Origin of the sequence: Mycobacterium sp. DL (assembly GCF_039729195.1) — a bacterium.
In the GTDB taxonomy this organism is placed as follows: domain Bacteria; phylum Actinomycetota; class Actinomycetes; order Mycobacteriales; family Mycobacteriaceae; genus Mycobacterium; species Mycobacterium hippocampi_A.
The window spans coordinates 2213155-2230316 of the sequence record NZ_CP155796.1; the positions used below are offsets into that span (position 1 = coordinate 2213155).

The window sequence follows — 17162 nt, forward strand, 5'->3', positions numbered from 1 at the left end:
ACGTCATGCATCTGAAGAGTCTGACGCTGAAGGGCTTCAAGTCCTTCGCATCGCCGACGACTCTTCGCTTCGAGCCCGGAATCACCTGTGTGGTCGGCCCCAACGGGTCGGGCAAGTCCAACGTCGTCGACGCGCTCACGTGGGTGATGGGGGAGCAGGGCGCCAAGACGTTGCGCGGCGGCAAGATGGAAGACGTCATCTTCGCCGGCACTTCCTCGCGCGCTCCTCTGGGCCGCGCCGAGGTGACGCTGACGATCGACAACTCCGACCACGCGCTTCCGATCGAGTACTCGGAGGTGTCGATCACCCGGCGGATGTTCCGCGACGGCGCCGGCGAATACGAGATCAACGGCAGCAGTTGCCGTTTGATGGACGTTCAGGAGTTGCTCAGCGATTCCGGTATCGGTCGCGAGATGCACGTCATCGTCGGGCAGGGCAAGCTCGCCGAAATCCTCGAGTCACGTCCCGAAGACCGACGCGCCTTCATCGAGGAGGCCGCCGGCGTCCTCAAGCACCGCAAGCGCAAGGAAAAGGCGGTGCGCAAGCTCGACTCGATGTCGGCGAACCTGGCACGGCTGACCGATCTGACGACCGAACTGCGCCGCCAGCTCAAGCCGCTCGGCAGGCAGGCGGAGATGGCGCGGCGCGCCCAGACGATCCAGGCCGACCTCCGCGACGCCCGGCTGCGGCTGGCCGCCGATGACCTGGTCACCCGCAAGGCCGAGTTCGACGACACCAACCAGGCCGAGACGACGCTGCGTCGTGAGCACGACGAACTCACCGGGCGGCTGGAGGTCAGGGCCCTCGAACTGGACGCCCACGAATCCGCTGTCGGGCAGCTCTCGGAACGTGCCGAGGCCGCGCAGCAGCGGTGGTTCCGGCTGTCGGCGCTGGCCGAGCGGGTCAGCGCAACGGTCCGCATCGCCAGCGAGCGGGCTCAGCATCTGGATTCCGAACCCGACATGTCCGGCGGCCCCGATCCGGATCAGCTCGAGGCGCAGGCCGACGAGGTCGCCGAGCAGGAACGCCGGCTGCTCGAGGACCTCGCCGAAGCCCAGGCCCGGCTCGAAGCCACCCGGGCAGAACTGGCCGAGCGCGAGCAGGTCGCCGCCGACGCCGAGCGGGCCCACATGGCAGCCGCCCGAGCCGAGGCCGACCGCAGAGAGGGGTTGGCCCGGCTGTCCGGTCAGGTCGACACCATGCGCACCCGGGTCGAATCCATCGACGAGACCGTTGCGCGGTTGACTGCGGGCATCGAGGAGGCAGCCGCACGGGCCCAGCAGACCCAGGTCGACTTCGAGATGGTGCAGAGTCGCGTCGGGGAACTCGACGCCGGCGAGGTCGGCCTCGACGACCATCACGACCGGACGGTCGCGGCCTTGCGGCTCGCCGACGAGCGTGTCGCCGAGTTGCAGGCCGGCGAGCGGGCCGCGGAGCGCCGGGTGGCGTCGCTGCAGGCCCGCATCGACGCGCTGTCGGTTGGGCTGGACCGCAAGGACGGCGCCGCCTGGCTACAGGAGAACCGCAGCGGCTCAGGGCTTTTCGGATCGATCGCGCATCTGGTCAAGGTGCGCCCGGGCCATGAGGCGGCGGTCGCCGTCGTGCTGGGCGCAGCCGCCGATGCGGTCGCCGCGGAGAACTTCGGTGCGGCCTGCGACGCGGTGGCCGCGCTCAAGGAATCCGACGGTGGACGAGCGGCCATCGTGCTGGGGGACTGGCCCGCGCAGGCCGCCGCGGTGACGGGTCGGCTGCCCGCCGACGCGATCTGGGCGGTGGACGTGGTCGAAGCCGCGCCGCGGGTACACGCCGCCGTGACCGCGATGCTCGCCGGGGTGGCGGTCGTCGACAACCTCGCCACGGCGCTGGAACTCGTTGCGGCGCAACCACAACTTCGCGCAGTGACCACCGACGGCGACCTCGTCGGGGCGGGCTGGGTCAGTGGCGGTTCCGACCGGCGACCCAGCACCCTGGAGATCACCTCCGAGGTCGACAAGGCCCGCACGGAACTGACCGACGCAGAACGGCAGGCCGGTGAGCTGTCGGCGGCGCTGTCCGGTGCGCTGGCCGAGCAGTCGGCACGCCAGGACGCCGCCGAACAGGCGCTGGCCGCCCTCAACGAGTCCGACTCGGCGATCTCGGCGATCTACGAACAACTGGGCCGGCTGGGTCAGGATGCGCGCGCTGCCGACGACGAGTGGCAACGGCTGATCCAGCAGCGTGGTGAGTTGGAAGCGGGCCGCACCAGCACGGTCGAGGAACTCGCTCAACTCGAAGAGCGGTTGCACAACGCCCAGCAGGAGCCGATGTTCGATGCCCAGCCCGTCGATCGTCAGGAGACGACGGTGGCGGCCGAGGCGGCGCGCTCGGCGGAGGTCGAAGCCCGGCTGACGGTGCGCACCGCCGAGGAACGTGCGAATGCCGTTCGCGGACGCGCTGATTCGCTGCGGCGCGCGGCGACAGCCGAACGTGAGGCACGGATCCGCGCCCGGCGGGCACGCGAGGCGCGCGTTCATGCCGCCGCGGTCGCGGCCGCAGTCGCAGACGCCGGACGGGTCGTCGCGGGACGGTTGTCCGCGGCGGTGGGGGTTGCCTCCCGCATCCGCGACGAGGTTGCCGCCGAACGTCAGGTCCGGGCCGCCGCGCTGACGACGGCGCGCGAGGAGGTCAACGAACTCACCGCCAGGATCAATGCGCTAACCGATTCGCTGCACCGCGACGAGGTCGCCAAAGCTCAAGCGGCACTGCGCATCGAGCAACTCGAGCAGCAGGTGCTCGAGCAGTTCGGAATGGCCGTCGCCGATCTTGTCGCCGAGTACGGTCCCAGCGTCTCACTGCCACCGACCGAACTGGAGATGGCCGAGTACGAGCAGGCGCGTGAACGCGGTGAGCAGGTCACCGCACCGGCGCCGCTTCCATTCGACCGGCCCACCCAGGAGCGGCGCGCCAAACGTGCCGAGCGCGAGCTCAACGAGCTGGGCAGGGTCAATCCGCTTGCTCTCGAGGAGTTCGCCGCGCTCGAGGAGCGCTACAACTTCCTGTCGACCCAACTCGAGGACGTCAAGGCCGCCCGCAAGGACCTTCTCGACGTGATCGCCGACGTCGACACCCGGATCCTGCAGGTGTTCGCCGAGGCTTACGCCGATGTCGAACGTGAGTTCTCGCAAGTGTTCTCGACGCTGTTCCCCGGGGGTGAGGGCAGGCTGCTGCTGACCAATCCCGAGGACATGCTCACCACGGGCATCGAGGTCGAGGCCCGTCCGCCGGGCAAGAAGATCAAACGGTTGTCGCTGCTGTCCGGTGGGGAGAAATCGTTGACCGCGGTGGCGATGCTGGTGGCGATCTTCCGGGCACGGCCGTCGCCGTTCTACGTGATGGACGAGGTGGAGGCCGCCCTCGACGACGTGAACCTGCGTCGGCTGATCAGCCTGTTCGAACAGCTACGTGAGGTGTCCCAGCTGATCGTCATCACCCACCAGAAGCCGACGATGGAGATCGCCGACGCGTTGTACGGCGTGACGATGCGCAACGACGGCATCACGGCGGTGATCTCGCAGCGGATGCGCGGCCAGGAGCTGGTGTCCAGTCCGTCCTGAACCCGGGGTCCGGTGGCACCGGTGGGGACCCCTGCGACAATGGCCTGGTGTCTGAGGGTCTCTGGATCGCTGTCGCGGTCATCGCTGTTCTGCTGGTAGCCGCGCTCGTCGTCGGGCTGGTCCGCTACCGCCGCCGCCGGATCAGCCTGTCGGCCCCGGACACCGCCAAGCCGGTCGATCGCTCCGGTGGTTATACCGCCTCGTCAGGCATCTCGTTCAGTGCGTCCGCCCCCGCCGAGGCTCCTGTACGTCCGCGTGAGGAACCCACGAAGACGCCGCCCGAGCGGATCGACACCAGCGGGTTGCCGGCCGTCGGCGACGACGCCACCATTCCGCGTGACGCGCCGAAGCGGCCGATCGCCGACGTGAAGCTTCCGGAGCCCCCGGTGGTCGAAACGCCACCGGCTCCGCCGTCGCCGCCTGTGGTCGAACCGCCACCGGCTCCGCCCGTGGCCGAACCCGAGACCGTCGCCGAACCCGAGACCGTCGCCGAACCCGAGACCGTCGCCGAACCCGAGACCTTCGCCGAACCTGAGACCGTCGCCGAGGAGTCCGGGCCGGCTACTGTCGCCGAGCCGGCCGCCCCCGAGATCGACACCATCGCACCCACCGATGGCCGGTTGGATCGACTGCGCGGCCGATTGGCCAAGTCGCAGAACACGCTGGGTCGCAGCATGCTCGGTCTGCTGGGCGGCGGTGACCTCGACGAGGACTCGTGGGAAGAGGTCGAGGACACCCTGCTGATCGCCGACCTCGGACCCGTGGTCACCACCTCTGTGGTCGCATCGCTGCGGGAGCGGATGGCCAGCAGCCGGGTGCGTACCGAAGCCGACGCCAGGGCGGTTCTGCGGGAAGTCTTGATCGCCGAACTGCAGCCCGATCTCGACCGCTCCATCCGCGCCCTACCCCACGACGACAAGCCCTCGGTGTTGCTGGTGGTGGGGGTCAACGGGACGGGCAAGACGACCACCGTCGGCAAGCTCGCCCGGGTCCTGGTAGCCGACGGCCGGCGCGTGGTGCTGGGGGCGGCCGACACGTTCCGTGCCGCGGCGGCAGACCAGCTGCAGACGTGGGCGTCCCGGGTCGGCGCACAGGTCGTGCGGGGCCCCGAGGGCGCAGACCCGGCGTCGGTGGCGTTCGACGCCGTGGACACCGGCATCACCACCGGGGCCGACGTCGTCGTCATCGACACCGCAGGCCGGTTGCACACCAAGACCGGGCTGATGGACGAGCTCGGCAAGGTCAAACGGGTCGTGAGCAAGCGCGCCGCGGTCGACGAAGTGCTGCTCGTACTGGACGCGACGATCGGTCAGAACAGCCTGCCGCAGGCGCGGGTGTTCGCCGAGGTCGTCAACATCACCGGGGTGGTACTGACCAAGCTGGACGGCACCGCCAAGGGCGGCATCGTGTTCCGGGTTCAACAGGAGCTCGGCGTGCCGGTCAAACTCGTCGGTTTGGGCGAAGGACCGGACGATCTTGCGCCGTTCGAGCCGGCAGCCTTCGTCGACGCGCTTCTGGGCTGACCCGCCCGACGCAGCAACGCGGGACGGTAATCCTTTCACGCGCAGCCGGATTTTGCTGATCTTGGTCAGCGAAACACGAGCGTAACGATTTGGGCGAATCCGTTCACGCAGACGAAACACAACAGCATCACAGGTGAAACGCATGCCTAAGAGTCTCTTCGGGAGGCCGATCCTGTCGGCTGTCATCCCCAAGGAGGTTCACACAAAGTGGTTGGCTTGCACGATGTAGCCCTAGCCATACCGGACGAGATGTTTCTGCCGTTCGGGCCTGACGGCCTGAGCGCCGGTGACACGGCATGGGTACTCACGTCCGCCGCGCTGGTGTTGTTCATGACACCCGGTCTGGCATTCTTCTACGGCGGCCTGTCCCGGCAGAAGTCCGTCCTCAACATGATGATGATGTCGTTCAGCTCGCTGGGCCTGGTCAGCGTCATCTACGTGCTGTGGGGCTACTCGATGGCCTTCTCCTCGGCGCACACCGGTGAGGACCCCGGTCTCTTCTTCGACAGCCCCATCGCGCTCTTCGGCGTCAACCAACTTGCCGAGGTGCGTGAGATCGGCGGTGTCGAGACCTTTGTCTCCGGCGGATTCGGCACGGTGCCCGCGATCGTCTGGGTGGCGTTCCAGCTGACATTCGCAGTGATCACCGTCGCGCTGATCTCCGGTGCGGTGGAAGGCAGGATGAAGTTCGGCACGTGGCTGGTGTTCGGCGGACTCTGGGTCACGCTGGTGTACTTCCCGCTGTCGCACATGGTCTGGGGCGGTGGCCTGCTGTCGGCCAGTGATCAGGGCCTCGCGGCCAGGATGTTCGGAGTGGACGAGGAGGGCGGCGCCAACGTCGCACCCATCGACTTCGCCGGCGGCACCGTGGTGCACATCAACGCCGGTATGGCAGCGCTGGTGCTGGCAATCCTGCTGGGCAAGCGCAGCGGATTCGGCAAAACCGCCTTCCGCCCGCACAACATCCCGTTCGTGATGCTGGGTGCGGCGATCCTGTGGTTCGGCTGGTTCGGCTTCAACGTCGGCTCCGAAGGTGCCGCCGATATGCTCGCGGGCCTGGTGTGGGTGAACACCACCGCCGCCACCGCGGCCGCGATGCTGGCCTGGCTGGTGGTCGAACGCATCCGTGACGGCCACGCCACCAGCGTGGGCGCCGCATCGGGTGTCGTCGCCGGTCTGGTCGCCATCACGCCGGCGTGCGGCAATCTCACGCCGATCTGGTCCCTCGTGGTCGGTGCGATCGCAGGTGTGCTGTCCTCGCTTGCGATCGGGCTGAAATACAAGTTCGGCTACGACGATTCACTCGACGTCGTCGGCGTGCACCTCGTCGCCGGACTGTGGGGCACCGTTTCGCTCGGGTTCTTCGCCACTGAGACCGGTCTTTTCACCGGCGGCAACTTCCAGCAGCTGGTCGTGCAGGTCGTCATCGCTGCGGTGGCACTCGTGTTCACCGCGGTCCTGACCGCCATCATCGCCTTCGCCGTCAAGCCGCTGGGCTGGCGGGTGTCCAAGGAGGACGAGGACACCGGCATCGACGAGACCGAGCATGCGGAAACCGCTTATGAACTCGTCTGATCGGGAAATATGGGTAAAGGCATTCATAATGGCTGCGAAGGGATCCACTAAATGAAGCTGATCACAGCGATCGTCAAGCCGTTCACGCTGGAGGATGTCAAGACCGGTCTCGAACAGACGGGCATTCTCGGGATGACCGTCAGCGAGGTTCAGGGTTACGGTCGTCAGAAGGGTCACACCGAGGTGTACCGCGGTGCGGAATACTCGGTGGACTTCGTCCCGAAGGTGCGTGTCGAGGTCGTCGTCGACGATGCCGCAGTCGACAAGGTCGTGGACGTGATCGTCCAGGCCGCTCGCACCGGCAAGATCGGCGACGGCAAGGTGTGGGTCAGCCCGGTCGACACCGTGGTTCGGGTGCGCACCGGTGAGCGGGGGTCCGACGCCCTGTAGCTCGACATCATGGAATGAGCGGTCGTCTCCCGGCACTTGTACGGAACAGCGCTAGATCGGTAAGTGCCGGAGAGGACAACTCATGACAGGACAGAATCGACAGCCCGCCGCCGGAGCCCCCAGATGGGAGCGCCCGGCGGCGGGTTCGTCGCGTCCTGCAACCGATCTCGTCGCCGCCGCCGGGCAGCTCCTGACCGGAGGGTCCCGCCATCTCGACTCCGCGGCGTTGCGGAACGCACTGCTCGATCTCTACGACTTCTGGCTCACCACGAAGGCGACCGAGATCGGCATCACCGCCAACAGTGGCTTCGCGATCGTGGCGACGGGAGGTCTGGGCCGGGGCGAGATCCTGCCGTTCTCGGATCTCGATCTGATGCTGCTGCACGACAACATGCCCGACGATGTCGTCGGCGAGGTCGCCGAGCTGCTGTGGTACCCGTTGTGGGACGCCAATATTCGGCTCGACCACAGTGTCCGGACAGTCCCGCAGGCCCTCAAAGTGGCTGGGGAGGACATCTCCGCCGGCCTGGCCATGCTCGAGGCCCGGCACATCGCCGGCGACGCCGACATGTCCTCACTGCTCATCGGCGGAGCGCGAAGCCAGTGGCGCACCGGAATCGGCTCCCGCTTCGACGAACTCGTCGAGCACACCCGCGCGCGTTGGCAGCGCAGCGGTCAGATCGCCCACCGCGCCGAGCCCGACCTCAAGTGCGGCAGAGGCGGTCTGCGCGACGTCCAACTCCTCAACGCGCTGGCCATCGCGCAACTGGCCGACGTGTATCCCAGCCGGTCGCTGGCCTCGCCGACGGAAACCCTTGGAGAAGCTCACCTTTCGTTGCTCAATGTCCGCACCGAGTTGCACCGGGTGGCAGGCCGGGGCCGTGAGCTGCTGCTGGCCCAGCATGCCGACGAGATCGGCGCGTCGTTGCGCATCGGCGACCGGTTCGACCTGGCCCGGATGCTCTCCGATGCCGCACGGACCGTCAGCTACTACGTCGACGCCGGCATTCGCACGGCGGCCAACTCGCTGCCCCGCCGCGGGCTCTCAGCACTGCGCAGGCCGGTGCGCCGTCCGATCGACGAAGGTGTCATCGAATTCAACGGCGAGGTGATCCTGGCCCGCGACGCCCGCCCGGAACGTGACCCCGGCCTGATACTGCGGGTCGCCGCCGCATCGGCGACCACGGGACTACCGATGGCCGGCTCGACGTTGGGGCGCCTGGCCGAGGCCGCGCCCGAACTGCGCACCCCGTGGCCGCGCCAGGCGCTCAAGGATCTGCTGGTGATGCTGGCCGCCGGACCGTCGGCGGTCGGCACCATCGAAGCGCTCGACCGCACGGGGCTGTGGGGCCGGCTGTTCCCGGAGTGGGGGGCCGTTCGCGACCTACCTCCCCGCGACGTCGTCCACATCTGGACGGTAGACCGGCATCTGGTCGAAACCGTATCCCGGGCAAGCGCATTCACGACCAGAGTGTCTCGACCCGACCTTCTCGTGCTCGGCGCCCTGGTCCACGACATCGGCAAGGGCCGCGGCGGAGACCACAGCGTGATCGGGGCCGAACTGGCCACCCAGATCGGCACGAGGTTGGGGCTGTGGCCCTCGGACATCACCATCTTGTCCACGGTGGTGCGCCATCATCTGCTGTTGCCGCAGACCGCCACCCGACGTGACCTGCAGGATCCCCAGACGATCACCGCCGTCGTGGAGGCCTTGGGTGGCGACACCGTGGTGCTCGAACTGCTGCACGCTCTCGCCGAGGCCGATTCCCTGGCCACCGGCCCGGGCGTGTGGGGTGACTGGAAGGCCTCGCTGATCGGCGATCTGGTGCGGCGCTGCCGGTTGGTGATGGCCGGAGAGCCTCTGCCGCAGCCCGATCCCGTTGAGCCACGGTTCCTCTCGTTGGCCACCGAGGGGCGGGTGTACGTCGAGTTGTCGCCCGTCGACAACTCCCACATCTACAGCGTCACGATGGTGGTTCCGGATCGTCGGGGCCTGCTGTCCAAAGCGGCGGGTGTGCTGGCGTTGAATTCGCTGAGGGTGCACTCGGCATCGGTCAATTCGCACGGGGGTTCGGCGATCAACACGTTCGTCGTCTCCCCGCACTTCGGTACCCCGGCTGCGGCGGAGTTGCTGCGCCAGCAACTGATCCTCGCCGTGGAGGGAGAACTCGACGTGGTGGGGACCCTCGAGCAGCGCGGCATCGACACCGCGACCGCCGGCAGGGCGGGCGAGGCACGCGCCGCGGTCCCGATCAACGCCCCGGCGGCACCTCCCCGGGTCCTCTGGCATGACGTGGGCAACTCAGGACAGGTGGTCGCCGAGATCCGGGCCACCGACAGAGCCGGGATGTTGTCGTTGCTCACGGCGGTGTTCGAACGCGCCGGCGTCGACATCACGTGGGCCAAGGTCACGACGCTGGGCTCATCGGTCGTCGATGTCTTCGGGGTCGTGCTGCCTGAAGGCAGCGCGGGGAAGGCCCTCGAGCAGGCGCTGGAACGTGACCTGTACGCCGTGCTGCCGGCGCCGCCGGTCAAGCAGGTCGAGGAGGCCAGCTAAACAGGGCTGTCGGACGGAGGTTGAGTGCTCCGCTCGGGGCGCTCGGCGATTGCCCGGTCCGGAAGCCAGATGACGAAGGTGCTGCCCTCGCCGAGGGTGCTGAACAGAGCCAGCTTGCCCTCGTGGCTCTCGACGATCTGCCTGGCGATCGCCAACCCGAGGCCTGATCCGCGTCGGCCCCCGTTGGTCGCACGACGAAATCTGTCGAACACCCGCTGCTGATCGTCCTCGGCGATCCCCGGTCCCTGATCGCGCACTGCTACCCACGCCCAACCGCCGGTGCTGCCGCTGGCGACCATCAGCTCGGAATCATCGGGCGCCAGCCGAATTGCGTTCGACAGCAGGTTCGCCAGAGCACGCGCCAACGATTCGGGATCGGCGAATACCACCGGGCCGGGGGAGAGTCGGGTGTTGACCCGCAGGGACCGTTCCCCGGCGATGATCCGGTGTTCGTCGACCACTTCGTCGACGAAGTGCTGCAGGTCCACCTTCTGATCGGCGAAGGACCCGGAACGGCGACGCGCCGTGGCGAGCAGATCTTCGAGCAGTCGTGACATCCGTGTGGTGGCCCGCGAGATCACCGCCAGTGCATTGGCACGTTCCTCGGCGGTGGCGTGCTCGTCGGCGAGCACCGCTTCGACGTTGGCCTGGACGACGGCAACCGGGTTGCGCAGTTCGTGCGAGACATCCTCCACCAGAGCGCGTTCGGTGCGGAACGCATGATCGAGTCGGTCCAGCATGCCGTCGATCGTGTCGGCCAGCGTGCGCAGTTCGTCACGCGGGCCGGTGGCGTTGATCCGTTGTGACAGATCGCTGGCCGAGAGCCGATTGGCCGTTCGGGTGATCTCGCCGACCGGCCGTAGCAGGCGACCCGCGACGAACCAGCCGACAGCGAGGCTGATCAGGAAGATGGCCCCCAGCGCGAACAGGGAGTAGTTGCGCAGGGTGTCCAGGGTGGAGTAATTGACTGCGCGCTGGACACTTTCGAGATCGGCCGCTTGGAAGCTCTCGCCCATCCGGTAGACCATGGTGCCGTCGGATCTGCGGTCGAACTTCTTGACTGTCACCGGATCGAGCGGTGCGGCCTCGATGGTTCTCGACAGTGCCAGGTACACGCCCGCGAGGATGACCGCGGAGATCACCGACAGCCACAGCGAGGTCGTCAGCGCCAACCGCACCCGGATGGTGCGCATCAGGAGCTTTTGGCGACGGGCTGCGGTTCCGGGCTGCGCAATCGGTAGCCACGCCCGATCAGCGTGTGCAGCACCTGATGTTCGCCGTCAAGGGTGAGCTTGCGCCGCAACGTGCCCACGGTCACGCGGACGGTCTGGGTGAAGGGATCGGCGTTCTCATCCCAGACGTGCTCGAGGATCTGTTCGGCGGAGACCACGTGGTCCGGTCTGGTCATCAGGTAGCGCAGTACCGAGAACTCCTTGAGGGTGACGTCGACCTCCCGTGTGCCGCGACGCACGATCTGGCGGGCGGTGTCGACGGTGATGTCGCCCAAGCGGAGAACCGACGAGTCCCCGGAGACCTCGCGGCGCAACACGGCGCGCAGCCGGGCCGTCAATTCGGCCAGGGCAAACGGCTTGACGATGTAGTCGTCGGCTCCCGCATCCAGGCCCCGCACCCGATCCGGCAGCGTGCCCAGCGCGGTGAGCATGATGATCCGGATGTCGCGCCCGGCCGGCGAGACGATCTCCCCGTCACGCAGGCGACGCGCCAGTGCCAAGCCGTCGCCGTCGGGAAGGTTCACGTCGACGAGAGCGACGTCATAGGCGTTGACCGTCAGCCGTTCGGTCGCGTCGGCTTCGGTGAACGCCGTGTCGACCGCGTATCCCTCCCGCTGCAAGCCGATGCGGAGCGCGCTGACCAGCCCCTCCTCGTCCTCGACGATCAGTATCCGCATATGCGCCGAGGGTAGCGGCGTCCACGGACTGCGACCACTTGGCTTTCGGTCAACTTTCGCAGCGGTTTCCGGGGGTTTTCGCACCCGCCTGATGAAGTGGCACCCATGAGCAGACACAACGAACTCGACGGCCACGGGGTGCAACAGGCGCCGACACCCGGGATGCTCATCGAACGAGCGCTCTTCGAAATGAAACACGTTGTCGTCGGCCAGGATTCGATGCTGGAGAGGCTCCTCGTGGGCCTGCTCGCCGGCGGTCACGTGCTCCTGGAGGGTGTGCCGGGTCTGGCGAAGACCCTGGCGGTGCGCACCGTGGCCACCGTGGTCGGCGGGAGCTTCCACCGGCTGCAGTTCACCCCAGACCTGATGCCCGCCGACATCCTGGGCACGCGGGTGTGGCGGCCGTCGACGGAGACCTTCGACATCGAGCTCGGGCCGATCTTCGCCAACCTCGTGCTTGCCGACGAGATCAACCGGGCCCCCGCCAAGGTGCAGTCGGCGCTGTTGGAGGCGATGGCCGAAGGTCAGGTGAGCATCGGTGGACAGACTTTTGCACTCCCCGAACCGTTTTTGGTGTTGGCCACCCAGAACCCGATCGAAACCGATGGGGTGTACCACCTGCCGGAGGCGCAGCGGGACCGGTTCCTCCTCAAGGTCGACCTGACTCATCCCAACGAGCTCGAGGAGCTGGCGATCCTGGCGCGGATGGGTGCCCGACCGCCCGCGGCGCGAACACTGCTGACACCCGCCGACGTGCTGCGGCTGCAGCGGCTCACCGAAGAGGTTTTTGTGCACCATGCGGTGGCGCACTACATCGTGCGCCTCGTGATGGCGACCCGGGAGCCCACCGAGTACGGCGCGGCACCCATCGGCGCGGTTCTCGACTACGGCATCGGCCCCCGCGGATCCCTGGGCCTGCTGTCGGCGAGCCGGGCGTTGGCCCTGATCCGCGGTCGCGACTACGTGCTGCCCGCTGACGTCGCCGACATCGCCCCGGAAGTACTGGCGCACCGGCTGGTGCTGACCTTCGATGCCGTCGCCGACGGAGTCGATCCGCGCGCGGTCATCGGCCAATTGCTGGAACATGTTGCCCCGCCGCAGATTGCACCACACAGCCAGGATCTCGCCGAGGTCGCCTCGTGACCGCCCACTCGTGGCGCGCGCTCGATCTCGGGCTGCGTCGCCGGATCGACAGCCTGATGCCCGGAGACCTCGAGGGATTGCGGTTGGGCGGAGGCGCCGACCCGGAGGAGTTGGCCCGCTACCAGCCCGGCGACGACGTACGCCGGATCGACTGGAACATCACCGCCCGATCAGCCGAACCTCACGTGTGGCGACCGCGTGCCGACAACCGGCTGGACACTTGGGTGCTGGTCGACACCAGCCCCAGCATGGCGTTCGGCACAGCCGCTTCCGCGACGACGGCCGACGAGAAGCGCGACCTGGCGGCGCGGATCGTGTGGGCCCTCGGGCTGCTGACCGATGCGCCCGGGAACACCTTGGGAATGGCCACCTTCGGAGTTGAGGGCATCCGCTGGTACCGGCCGAACCGATCTCGGCTGGCCGCCGCGCGAGCCGCGCAGACATTGACCGGGATCCAGACGCGCACCGGCGCCGGATCCCCGGGCCTGGCCGAGGCGATCACTGCGATGGGCGCCCGGCGAGGTGGTCCGGGGCTGCGTGTTGTGGTCTCGGACTTCCTTGATCCCGCAGGCGCGGCAGAACCACCATTCGACTGGCAGGGGCCACTACGACGTCTGGCGGCCCGACACGATGTGATCGTCGTGGAGATCGTTGACCCCCGCGAACTGGAACTGCCCGATGTCGGGGCGGTGGTCCTCGTCGACCCGGAGTCCGGCCGGCAGCGCCAGGTCTGGACCTCCGATGCCCGGCTGCGGCGACGCTACCGGGACGCCGCCGCCGAGCACCGTGCCGCTGTCGGAGTGGCGATCGGTCACTGCGGCGCGGATCACCTCCGCGCCGGCACCGGGCGGGACTGGATCCGTGATCTCGCCTCGTTCCTACGCGACCGACAGCGCACGATGCGGCGCAGTGCGCGGTCCAGGAGGACGGTCCGCCGATGACGTTCCTGTTCCCGATCGGCCTGCTGATGCTGGTGCCGGTGGCACTTCTGGGGCTGACGTACCTCATGACCGCACGGCGCAGGCAGCGCTATGCCGTTCGCTACGCCGCACTTCCATTGCTGGACAGAGTTATTCCCGAACAGCCGAAGTGGCGCAGACACCTGCCGGCGGCGTTTCTGCTGGTGGCTCTCGCACTGTGCGGGCTGGCCGTCGCCCGGCCCGAGATGCCGGTGCGGGTGCCCTACGAGCGGGCCACGATCATCGTCGCGATCGACACCTCGGAATCCATGCAGGCACGTGATGTCAGCCCGGACCGGCTGACGGCAGCCGTCGCCGCGGCCGGAGATTTCATCGATCAACTGCCAGGCACCTTCAACGTCGGGGTGGTGACGTTCGCCGGTGCGACGATGGTCGCGCATCCGCCGGACACCGACCGTGAGGCGGCAAGGGCCAGCCTGCAGATCCTGACCACGCAGTCGCGGACGGCGATCGGCGAAGGCGTGTTCACCTCCCTGGACCAGGTCCGGTCGCTCGCCCAGGGCAGCGACGGCGACCGGCTGCCCGCGCACATCGTGCTGCTCTCCGACGGCAGCAACACCAGCGGTCGCGGTACCGACGACGCTGCCGCGGCGTCAGTTGCGGCAGGAGTGCCGGTGTCCACCATCGCCTACGGCACCGCCGACGGCGTCCTCGACACTGGGGGATACGAGATTCCGGTGCCCGTTGATGCCGCCACCCTGACCGAGCTGTCCGACGCCACCGGCGGAATCGCGTACTCGGCGGAGAGCAGCGATGAGCTGCAGGAGGTCTACCGCGACATCGGATCGTCCATCGGCTGGCGCACCGAATGGCGCGAGGTGACCCCCTTCGTCGTCGCCATCGCGCTCGGGTGCGGCATCGTCGCCGCGGCGCTGTCCATGCGCTGGTTCTCGCGCCTCATCTGAGAAGGAGACAGACATGTCCGAACCTGGCTCGGACCCGCGTTTCGATCTGGGTCGCCGCCCCGCCGGTCCCGGGTTTCTGCCTCCGGGCCCCACTGGGTCGGCACAGCAGTCGCACCGGGAGCCCGGGCAGCCGATTCCGACCCGGGTCCGTGTAGGGCCGGAACCCCAGACGGCGCCGCCGGTACCAGCTCCCCTCGCCGTACCGGCGGCGCCCCGGCGCACGCGCGGTTCGGTGGCATTGCTCGTCGGCGCCTGCCTGCTCGTCGCCGCCGCTGCCGGTTCCGGTGCCGGCTATCTGGTGGCCGGTCCTGGGGCGGGGTCGGCGCTGCGTCAGTACCCGCCCTCGGCCGCAGGACCGGCCCCCGGTGCCGCCCCCGACGCCCAGAGCGCGTCGCAGGCCTTGCTCCCCAGCGTGGTTCAGGTGAGCGCAGGCAACAGCCGCGGATCCGGCTTCGCCATCGACGATCAAGGAAGGATCATGACGAACAGCCATGTGATCGGGGGCTTTCAGCGGGTGATGGTGCGGATGGCCGACGGCCGTCGCAGCGCTGCGCGGGTGGTGGGCACCGATCGCGCGACCGATGTGGCGGTGCTCGAGGTCGCCGGTGCACCACCCCCGGCGGCTGCGCTGGGAGTCAGCAATGTGTTGGCGATCGGTCAGCCGGTCATCGCGGTCGGCGCGCCGCTGGGGCTCACCAGCACCGTCACCGCCGGCATCATCAGCGCTGTCGGCCGCACCGCCCGACTGGGGCCGCAGCCCGAGCAGCAGCTGTTGCAGACCGACGCATCGATCAACCCCGGTAACTCAGGTGGCCCGCTGGCGAACCTCGAGGGCCAGGTGATCGGCGTGAACACGGCGATCGCGACGGTGGGCGGACCGGAAGCGGGAAACATCGGGATCGGCTTCGCCGTCCCGATCGATCGTGCGATCGAGGTGGCCAGGCAGATCATCCAGAACGGTTGAACGCCTGCTCGGTGGGCTAGCCGGGCAGCAGCGGCACGGACAAGTAGTCTGGCCTCGTGTTTGAATCCCTGTCCGACCGGTTGACCGGCGCGCTCTCGGGCCTGCGCGGCAAGGGCCGGCTCACCGACGCCGACATCGACGCCACCTCCCGCGAGATCAGGCTCGCGCTCCTGGAGGCCGACGTATCGCTGCCGGTGGTGCGTGAGTTCGTCGGCCGCATCAAGGAACGCGCCAAGGGCGCCGAGGTCTCGGGGGCGCTGAACCCCGCCCAGCAGGTCGTCAAGATCGTCAACGAGGAGCTCATCGGCATCCTCGGCGGCGAGACCCGCCAGCTCACCTTCGCCAAGACCCCGCCGACGGTGATCATGCTCGCCGGCCTCCAGGGTTCCGGTAAGACCACGCTGGCCGGCAAGTTGGCCAAATGGCTGAAGGCGCAAGGGCATACGCCTCTGCTGGTGGCCTGCGACCTGCAGCGCCCCGGAGCGGTCAGCCAGCTCCAGATCGTCGGCGAGCGGGCCGGCGTCAACGTCTTCGCGCCCCACCCGGGCACCGCGCCGGGCGCTCCCGAGGTGAAGGGGACCGCCGACCCGGTGACGGTGGCGTCGGCCGGTCTCGCGGAGGCCAAGGCCAAGCACTACGACGTCGTCATCGTCGACACCGCAGGCCGCCTGGGCATCGACGAGGAGCTGATGGGTCAGGCCGCGGCGATCCGGGACGCCGTCCAGCCCGACGAAACCCTGTTCGTCCTCGACGCGATGATCGGCCAGGACGCCGTCACCACCGCCGACGCGTTCCGCGAGGGGGTCGGGTTCACCGGCGTCGTGCTCACCAAGCTCGACGGCGACGCCCGCGGTGGCGCCGCGTTGTCCGTGCGCGAGGTCACCGGTGCGCCGATCCTCTTCGCGTCGAGCGGGGAGAAGCTCGAGGACTTCGACGTCTTCCATCCCGACCGGATGGCCAGCCGGATCCTGGGCATGGGCGACGTGCTGTCGCTCATCGAGCAGGCCGAACAGCATTTCGACGCCGAGCAGGCGGAGGCGACCGCGGCCAAGATCGGCAGCGGTGAGCTCACGCTGGAGGACTTCCTCGAGCAGATGCTGGCGATCCGCAAGATGGGCCCGATCGGCAACCTGCTCGGAATGCTGCCGGGCGCGGGTCAGATGAAGGACGCGCTGGCCGCCGTCGACGACAACCAACTCGACCGCGTGCAGGCCATCATCCGGGGGATGACGCCGCAGGAGCGCGCCGATCCGAAGATCATCAACGCCTCGCGTCGGTTGCGCATCGCCAACGGCTCCGGTGTCACGGTGTCCGAGGTCAACCAGCTCGTCGACCGCTTCTTCGACGCCCGGAAGATGATGTCGCAGATGGCCGGCCAGATGGGCATGCCGTTCGCACGCAAATCCGGATCGCGCAAAGCGGCCAAAGGCAAGAACAAGCAGAAGGGCAAGAAGGGCAAGGGCCCCACTCAGCCGAAGGCGCGCAACCCCCTCGGCGCGGGTATGCCCGGAATGCCTGCGGGCTTCCCGGATCTGTCGAACATGCCCAAGGGTCTCGACGAACTGCCACCCGGGCTGGCCAACCTCGATCTGTCGAAACTGAAGTTCCCCAAAGGGAACTGAC

The 17162-nt window shown here is 68.3% G+C and carries 12 protein-coding genes; 10 read left to right on the top strand and 2 right to left on the bottom strand.

What is annotated here, in order from left to right:
- Nucleotides 1–5 precede the first annotated feature (5 nt).
- The 5 genes from smc (at nt 6) to ABDC78_RS10620 (ending at nt 9638) form a co-directional block, all read left to right on the top strand.
- On the top strand, nt 6–3593 hold the full coding sequence (smc, locus tag ABDC78_RS10600) for a chromosome segregation protein SMC (protein ID WP_178362181.1): 3588 nt from the start codon (nt 6–8) through the stop codon (nt 3591–3593).
- Between the two features lie 47 nt (nt 3594–3640).
- Complete coding sequence (ftsY, locus tag ABDC78_RS10605; protein WP_178362182.1) at nt 3641–5116, top strand: signal recognition particle-docking protein FtsY; 1476 nt, start codon at nt 3641–3643, stop codon at nt 5114–5116.
- A gap of 249 nt (nt 5117–5365) precedes the next feature.
- Nucleotides 5366–6691 (top strand): ammonium transporter, encoded by a 1326-nt coding sequence (locus ABDC78_RS10610; protein ID WP_178362183.1) that lies wholly within the window; start codon nt 5366–5368, stop codon nt 6689–6691.
- A gap of 51 nt (nt 6692–6742) precedes the next feature.
- Entirely contained in the window at nt 6743–7081 is a 339-nt protein-coding gene (locus ABDC78_RS10615; protein ID WP_159228836.1) for a P-II family nitrogen regulator, read from the top strand.
- Between the two features lie 82 nt (nt 7082–7163).
- Nucleotides 7164–9638: a [protein-PII] uridylyltransferase gene (locus ABDC78_RS10620; RefSeq protein ID WP_178362184.1), complete on the top strand. Its 2475-nt coding sequence runs from the start codon at nt 7164–7166 to the stop codon at nt 9636–9638.
- On the opposite strand, the gene ABDC78_RS10625 is transcribed toward ABDC78_RS10620, so the two are convergent.
- The gene (locus tag ABDC78_RS10625) at nt 9635–10831 is read right to left on the bottom strand and encodes a HAMP domain-containing sensor histidine kinase (protein ID WP_178362185.1); all 1197 of its coding nucleotides are present in this window, start codon (nt 10829–10831) and stop codon (nt 9635–9637) included. The genes ABDC78_RS10620 and ABDC78_RS10625 overlap by 4 nt on opposite strands.
- A complete protein-coding gene (locus ABDC78_RS10630; RefSeq protein ID WP_178362186.1) occupies nt 10831–11547 on the bottom strand; it encodes a response regulator transcription factor in 717 nt (238 codons plus the stop codon). The genes ABDC78_RS10625 and ABDC78_RS10630 overlap by 1 nt, the downstream gene beginning before the upstream one ends.
- Before the next feature lie 162 nt (nt 11548–11709).
- Here ABDC78_RS10630 and ABDC78_RS10635 point away from each other — a divergent pair, with 162 nt between their 5' ends.
- Genes ABDC78_RS10635 through ffh form a run of 5 tightly spaced genes read left to right on the top strand, consistent with a single transcriptional unit; the run spans nt 11710 to nt 17161 of the window.
- The gene (locus ABDC78_RS10635; RefSeq protein ID WP_256736500.1) at nt 11710–12690 is read left to right on the top strand and encodes an AAA family ATPase; all 981 of its coding nucleotides are present in this window, start codon (nt 11710–11712) and stop codon (nt 12688–12690) included.
- Nucleotides 12687–13631: a DUF58 domain-containing protein gene (locus ABDC78_RS10640; protein WP_218621498.1), complete on the top strand. Its 945-nt coding sequence runs from the start codon at nt 12687–12689 to the stop codon at nt 13629–13631. Before ABDC78_RS10635 ends, ABDC78_RS10640 begins: the two co-directional genes overlap by 4 nt.
- Nucleotides 13628–14575 carry a VWA domain-containing protein gene (locus ABDC78_RS10645; RefSeq protein WP_178362188.1) on the top strand — a complete coding sequence of 316 codons (948 nt, stop codon included), beginning with the start codon at nt 13628–13630 and terminating at the stop codon, nt 14573–14575. Before ABDC78_RS10640 ends, ABDC78_RS10645 begins: the two co-directional genes overlap by 4 nt.
- A 13-nt stretch (nt 14576–14588) precedes the next feature.
- Complete coding sequence (locus ABDC78_RS10650; protein WP_178362189.1) at nt 14589–15539, top strand: trypsin-like peptidase domain-containing protein; 951 nt, start codon at nt 14589–14591, stop codon at nt 15537–15539.
- Between the two features lie 56 nt (nt 15540–15595).
- A complete protein-coding gene (gene ffh, locus ABDC78_RS10655) occupies nt 15596–17161 on the top strand; it encodes a signal recognition particle protein (RefSeq protein ID WP_178362190.1) in 1566 nt (521 codons plus the stop codon).
- Nucleotide 17162: the final 1 nt, after the last annotated feature.

What these genes read in the sequence shown, in the direction of transcription:
- smc (WP_178362181.1), top strand. Translation starts at nt 6, where the DNA reads ATGCATCTGAAGAGTCTGACGCTGAAGGGCTTCAAGTCCTTCGCATCG.
- ABDC78_RS10610 (WP_178362183.1), top strand. Translation starts at nt 5,366, where the DNA reads ATGTTTCTGCCGTTCGGGCCTGACGGCCTGAGCGCCGGTGACACGGCA.
- ABDC78_RS10615 (WP_159228836.1), top strand. Translation starts at nt 6,743, where the DNA reads ATGAAGCTGATCACAGCGATCGTCAAGCCGTTCACGCTGGAGGATGTC.
- ABDC78_RS10620 (WP_178362184.1), top strand. Translation starts at nt 7,164, where the DNA reads ATGACAGGACAGAATCGACAGCCCGCCGCCGGAGCCCCCAGATGGGAG.
- ABDC78_RS10625 (WP_178362185.1), bottom strand. Translation starts at nt 10,831, where the DNA reads ATGCGCACCATCCGGGTGCGGTTGGCGCTGACGACCTCGCTGTGGCTG.
- ABDC78_RS10630 (WP_178362186.1), bottom strand. Translation starts at nt 11,547, where the DNA reads ATGCGGATACTGATCGTCGAGGACGAGGAGGGGCTGGTCAGCGCGCTC.
- ABDC78_RS10635 (WP_256736500.1), top strand. Translation starts at nt 11,710, where the DNA reads ATGCTCATCGAACGAGCGCTCTTCGAAATGAAACACGTTGTCGTCGGC.
- ABDC78_RS10645 (WP_178362188.1), top strand. Translation starts at nt 13,628, where the DNA reads ATGACGTTCCTGTTCCCGATCGGCCTGCTGATGCTGGTGCCGGTGGCA.
- ABDC78_RS10650 (WP_178362189.1), top strand. Translation starts at nt 14,589, where the DNA reads ATGTCCGAACCTGGCTCGGACCCGCGTTTCGATCTGGGTCGCCGCCCC.